4 protein-coding genes are annotated in these 6339 nt (G+C 45.0%); all 4 read right to left on the bottom strand.

Going from position 1 to position 6339, the window contains the following annotated elements; all coding sequences use genetic code 11:
• Positions 1 to 507 precede the first annotated feature (507 nt).
• The 4 genes from R8N46_RS22385 to flgJ all read right to left on the bottom strand — a co-directional run bounded on the left by R8N46_RS22385 (position 508) and on the right by flgJ (position 6324).
• On the bottom strand, positions 508 to 1662 hold the full coding sequence (locus R8N46_RS22385; RefSeq protein WP_005382038.1) for a flagellin: 1155 nt from the start codon (positions 1660 to 1662) through the stop codon (positions 508 to 510).
• Between the two features lie 427 nt (positions 1663 to 2089).
• On the bottom strand, positions 2090 to 3283 hold the full coding sequence (gene flgL, locus R8N46_RS22380; RefSeq protein WP_005382037.1) for a flagellar hook-associated protein FlgL: 1194 nt from the start codon (positions 3281 to 3283) through the stop codon (positions 2090 to 2092).
• 13 nt (positions 3284 to 3296) lie between these two features.
• Positions 3297 to 5237 carry a flagellar hook-associated protein FlgK gene (gene flgK / locus R8N46_RS22375; RefSeq protein WP_115385803.1) on the bottom strand — a complete coding sequence of 647 codons (1941 nt, stop codon included), beginning with the start codon at positions 5235 to 5237 and terminating at the stop codon, positions 3297 to 3299.
• Between the two features lie 160 nt (positions 5238 to 5397).
• The gene (gene flgJ / locus R8N46_RS22370; RefSeq protein ID WP_053807678.1) at positions 5398 to 6324 is read right to left on the bottom strand and encodes a flagellar assembly peptidoglycan hydrolase FlgJ; all 927 of its coding nucleotides are present in this window, start codon (positions 6322 to 6324) and stop codon (positions 5398 to 5400) included.
• Between the last annotated feature and the right edge of the window lie 15 nt (positions 6325 to 6339).

Here is a 6339-nt window from a genome sequence, read left to right as displayed (position 1 = left end):
TGGTGATTTCTCCAATTGATTTTCCGGTGTAGCGGTTTCCGACGTCTCGGAAAACCAAGTAGTTCTCTCAAAGTTACCTCTATTAACGACACCAAATTCAGAAGCTTTAGAAAAAAGTTTAAAAAAATAACATTGCGAGATTTAGCTAATAAAATTGAAGAAAAGTAAGAAAAAGTGCTCAAGTTTCCACAAATCGAGCCGAGAGGGCTAAATTGTATAGAAAACCAGCAAAAGGAAACAATTAAAGGTAAGTTCGCAGACGATAGACGTGAAGATTAGAAAAGAAAAAGCCCCTTTTCCTTTGAGAGAACTGGGGCTAGGTTGGTCGCCAGAGCCTATGTGGAGATCAAGAGAAATGAACACATTTCCGGCATACCGAGTGCAACTTTACATTGAAAATGATTGGCAGGTGAGAGATGAGAGAGCCGCTCATTCTATTGTAAAGCTGCTTGCCAAAAGCCTGCATTCCCATCCACGTCTGAATGTATTGAGTACAGGCTAAGTAAACTACTGCAATAGTGACATTGCAGAGTTTGGCAACTGTTTCGCTTGAGCAAGAATCGATGTACCTGCTTGTTGCAAAATTTGTGCTTTGGTCATTTGCGTGGTTTCTTTCGCAAAATCTGTATCTTTAATTCGGCTGTTCGATGCGTCAACGTTTTCTTGGATGTTTGCCAAGTTGTTGATGCTGTGACTCAGACGGTTTTGCTTCGCACCTAAGTCTGCACGTTGCGAGTCTACGTATTTCAGTGCCGAATCCAGCACAGAAATCGCGTTTTGAGAACCTTGTACCGTGGTCATATCAATATCTTGTACTGACGTTCTGATAGGTTCATCACTCAGGCCAAGCTCAGATGCTAATCCACCAGAAATAGAAATCTCACCCTGAACGTTTGGATGCGCGACAAAAACTTGCAACTTGCCATCTTCACTTACAGACGCATTAATCATATCAGACTGACCATTAATGTAAGTGGCAAGCTCTTCGATGTCGTCGCCCGCTTTAGCATTAATGTTGATTTCTAGATCATCAACATTGCCGTCTTCGTCTTCACCCATACCTGGTAGCGTAATCTTCAAGTCAGATTTAGCTGGGTCAACGCTCCAGTTTTTATCTTTACCGTTCTCAGATAAGAAGGTCACACCGCCCATGCGAGTATCGTCCGCACGAATGCTGGTGAGTCCCATGATCATGGCTTCACCTGAGCTCGCACCAATCTGGAATGCTGCTTCACCGAATGAGCCGTTCAATAGACGACGACCACCAAATGAAGTGGTTTCTGCAATACGGTTTAGCTCGTCAATCAATGCCATTGACTCTTCGTTGATCGCCTGACGCTCAGCCGGAGAGTTAGTACCGTTCGATGATTGAATCGCAAGGTCACGCATTCGTTGCATGACAGAGGTTGCCTCATTCATCGCACCTTCAGCGGTTTGTGCAATCGAGATACCATCGTTCGCGTTACGCATTGCGACATCTAGGCCACGAGACTGTGCAGTTAAGCGGTTAGAGATCTGTAGACCTGCCGCATCATCTTTTGCACTGTTAATCTTATGTCCTGAAGATAAGCGCTCCATCGACGTGTTTAATTCATCAGTCGCTTTGTTTAGGTAACGCTGCGCGGTCATCGCGGAGACGTTAGTACTAACTGTTACAGCCATTTTGCTCTCCTGTTGAGTTCGCAAGCTTTTGCGAAGCGGCCAGCTTTACTCTCATTTGGATAAGCACTGACCGTAAAAGTTACTTGCTAAATCTGCCTTAAACGCAGGGTTTAGAATCTCTAAATCTGTTCTGATATTTTCAATACAATTTGTGTGCCAACTTGCGTGAATTATTTAACTACTTTTAAAAGAATCAAATAAACAATAAGTTAGCTTTATCATTAAGCTATTTCCGGTTTGTCAGACTCATCTTAGCCCAAGGGTATTGAACGCTGCCCTGTTGCCGCCCGACTTGCCTCCCGCATCATTGCCGCTTTGGGTAAAATCGTGCCGCATGACATCTCAGACTCTCAGGTTACGTCGACTTATCGCGCTTAAGGCTTTGCACATAAGGCATCAAAATCAGACAATGTGTATGAGTGTCATACTAGATGTAGTTAAACAACGTTAGATCTTTGGTCTTACCGAATGCTTGTTGCGATGCCTGTAACGCTCGCGAGTTTTCACTGAACTCGATCACGGCTTTGGAGTAATCCAAGTCCTCAAAGTTGCTCTTCGCTTTTGCCAGAGACAAATTAAAGTCTTCATGATTTTGCTCTTGGATATCCAGCGTACTCAATCGAGCACCGGCATCTGTACGCGCTTTATTCAAATGGATAAAAGCAGCGTGGAATTCTTCTGTCATTTGGTGCAATTTGGCGGTCGCCGACGTATCCGAAACCGATTTGTCTGACCATGCCATTGCATCCTTGAAGGTATCGAAAATGCTGAACTCTGCCCGCTTTTCGATCTCAATGCTGTCACCAGGCGTAATTTGGCCTTTTACGTGCACTTTCAGGCCTTTGTATTCAATCCCTTTCTCTGGAGAAAACTCATCGGCATCCACTACTTTGCCGTTACGCTCTAATTGGTAACCAAATTTGCCGTTATTCATATCGACAAATGTCACGCGATACGCCGCATCATCCTTCGCGTCAACGTTAGTGGCTTTGTTTAGCAACAGCTCAGAGCCGTTTTGTAGATCGTAATTCGGCTGATAGTCGCCAAATGGGTTTGGTATCTCCATAAACAGCTTGCTGCCAGGATCGTTCATTGGCATCTCAAGCATGCTGGAGACTTTCATTTTGCGCTGATAATCGTCCCCAGCGTATTGAACACTACCGTCTTTATCGCGATAGAATGGTTGGCTTTTTGGCTTAGTACCCGCAAACACGTAGTTACCAGATTCATCTTGCGAGTTCACTAAGTTAAGGAAATTGTTCGCAATCTCTTCTAACTCACGCTTCTTTGCTTGTCGGTCTTCAGCAGAAAAGGCACCGTTAATCATCTCCATCGTTAAGCGCTTCGACTCGTCGGCAAAATTCTCCGCATTGGCGATATTAACTTCGTGGTTTTCTAGACGATTACGCACCAACACTATAGAGCTAAGATATTGTTGTAGCTGCTCTTGTTGCTGACTAATGTTTTGGATGTAATGCGCAGCGAGGGGGTCGTCACTAGGTTTCAGTAACTTTTTCCCTGAAGCAAGTTGCTCTTGGTTGTGGTGAACCTTATTCTCTTGACGACGCAGATCATTTTGTACGGACTGATAGTTATGGAAACTAGAAATTCGGGTTAGCACTTATCTCTTCTCCTTACCTCAGTTGTAAAATGGTATTGAAGGTATCATTCGCCGCTTGCATCACACGTGATGAAGCCATGTACGCTTGTTGAAACTTCATCATGTTGGCCGCTTCTTCATCGAGGTTAACACCAGAAATAGAAGCAACGCGCTCTTGCGCCGCTTCATGCTCTAAACGAGCGACGGAGGCTAAACGGTTTGCTGTAGAAGACTTCAGTCCAACTTCGGTATTGAGGTTATGATAAACATCGATCAAGGTACTGGATTTTCCATCCATCATCTTGTCTGTTTGGATCTTCTGCATTTTTCTCAAGTTGCCGTTACCACCTTCAGAAGGCACCAAGTTTGCGGTGAATTTATCATTCATCAGTGCGCCTTCGCTCAACTCAAACACGGTTGCATCGCCGTTTTTATACAGCGGATGGCTTTTCGGCACTGATATTTCAATCTTCGGGTTATCTTTATCTAACGGGTATGAGTATTTGTCCGATAGTAAATTACCCTTGTTATCCGTGATCTTTAACCACGGCTTATCATGCTTCTCGTCGGCTGGTTGTACGGTAACCTCAAACTCTTTAACATCCCCCGCCTCACGAATTTTAAACTTGGCGTTACCTTGGGCAAAAGTGGTTGAGGCTTCATAACTTTGTGCGGCAATAGCTTTTGCGTCATTGGTTTCCATCTTTATGATGGCTGCACCACTTCTCGTTGGGCGGAGCAATACGCGCTCACCGGCGGCAAGGCCTTCACCAATTTGCACTTTCATACCATCCAGAACAAATGACGAATCCGAACGGTCGATGTTCAACGACATTTGCTCACCTTTCGGTGTTGTCACGCTGTATTGATCGCCATCATAACGCAGCGAATATTCACCACCTTTGATCGCGGAAATGTCCTCGATGTAAACCGCAACATCAGCTTGGGAGTCAGGCGCAGCAAAAACTCGAGATTTTGCCACCAGCTCAGAGTTCACGTCGGTAAATACGTCTTTACCTATCTTACCGTTGAGATCCAGACCTTGAGATTGCAGCTGATTAATTTTGTAGGAAAAGCCCGTCGCTAAACGGCCCATTTCATCTTGCAGTTGTGGGATGTGTTTGTCGCGCATTTCAAGTAAAGCGCCGATTTTGCCATCCATATCATCAGACTTGATCGCTTTAATGCCATTCCCTTCCACCATTGCTAATCGTCTTTGATGAACATCCGGATAGCCATCGATCATTTTGAGCTGGCTTGCTTCCGTGCCAGAAACAAGAGTGTGTCCATTGCCGATATGAACATTAAACCCTTCCGCATTTTTGCGTGGGGTTACGGTAACTTTGGTGTACTCTGACAGCTCAGTAACCAGCTTTTCATGCTGATCCATCAGGTCATTATGTGGACCGGGAGTACGCATCATCAGTCGATGAATATCGCGAATTTCCAACGCAAGTTGATTAACGCGCTCAATGCCCATATCCAATTTTTTATTGGTGACATCAGATTGCAGTCGCACGGTTTCGTGGAAATCATTTAATGTATCAGAGAAGATTTTCGCCTTTTCCAATACCACTTTTCGTGCCCCTAAATCGTTCGGGGTATCTGCCATGGTTTTTACCGCATCGAACCACTCATTCAGGTTCTCGGGAATTTTCTTCGATGCCACAGAGCTCAACATGCTAGAAAGCATATCAAGATTATCTTGGGTATCCGTTTTGTTGGCATTGTTGGTCGACGACAGGTTCAGTTCATTCACGGCAAACTGATCCCACGAGCGGCGAACATTTTCCACATGCACACCCATGCCGTAGGTAGAACCACCGAACATGCGCGGATCATTCGTGCCTTGGATAACAGACTGACGGCTATAACCCTCTGTATTAACATTAGAAATGTTATGACCAGTGGTGTTTAATTGTCTCTGAGCAGTAAGCACACTTTGAGTACCTACATTCAGAAGATCTGACGCCATACATGCCCCCAAAAACGAAATATAAATCGGCAAAACCGATCACCTAGACACATTAAAAGCAAAAGATGTGCCAAGTGATAGAAAGGCGTAGATGTTCAGATAAAGTGAAGGCTTGCACTATGGCAAGCCTTCGAGAACGTCATAAATTGTCGCAGAGACATTACATACTTTCGATTTTATCCTTCACCTGCAGGACTTTATCTGCGTAATTCGGATCGGTCGCGTAACCCGCACTGTGGATACCGCGAATAAACGACTCTGAATTCCCGCGTTGCTGCAATGCTGTATCGTAACGTGGGTTGTCATTCAAAAATCGTACAAAGTCATTAAAGCTGTCTTCGTAACTTGAGTAGGAGCGAAACGCTGCCGTCTCTTTCACTGGCGTGTTATCGTGGAACTCTAAAGTTTGAGTCGTCACTTTGTCACCCTGCCAGCTTCGATCTGCTTTGATATTAAATAAGTTGTTGCTGCTGCCACGCGCGTTCTTCACGACCTTTTGTCCCCACCCCGTTTCCAAAGCGGCTTGCGCAAGTAGCAAAGATGGCTCGACACCTAGGGCTTTCGCAGCTTTCTCCGCGTATGGCTTCATCGAGTTAACAAAGGATTCTGGTGAATCGAATCGAGTGGGTTCATTGCTTGGTCGAGATAGTTGACCAGATTCAATCAAGCGCTGTTCAATCTCGCGCGCTTTTTTCGGGTCAACACGACGATATTCCGCAGCATTGTTTGCCGCATCACGCATAGCCGTTTCTTTTTTGTCGTTCCCTTGCCCAGCCGTTAATTGCTTAACAATCATATCGGCCAGTCCCATTGAACCAGACGAACTCAATTCACTCGCCATCTGTTCATCCAACATTTGTCGGTAGAACTTCTCGTTTTGGCTGTTCATCATGTTGGACTCAAAGCCCTCATTGGCTTCACGCATGGATTTCAACATCATGGAGGTGAAGATCGATTCGAACTGACGAGCAGCCGCATGCAATGCTTCTTGCTCGCCATCTTTTCCCTCTTTCACTGCTTTTTGACGCAGAGTGTCCAGAGAACTGATGTCATGGATAAAACCAATGTCGTTAGGATTGTTCATTATACCTACCTCCTAACC

It is taken from the genome of Vibrio sp. 1874, assembly GCF_033344395.1.
Taxonomy (GTDB): domain Bacteria; phylum Pseudomonadota; class Gammaproteobacteria; order Enterobacterales; family Vibrionaceae; genus Vibrio; species Vibrio alginolyticus.
The sequence above is the reverse complement of the archived record's forward strand: the minus strand, read 5'-3'. Positions and strand labels throughout refer to the sequence as shown.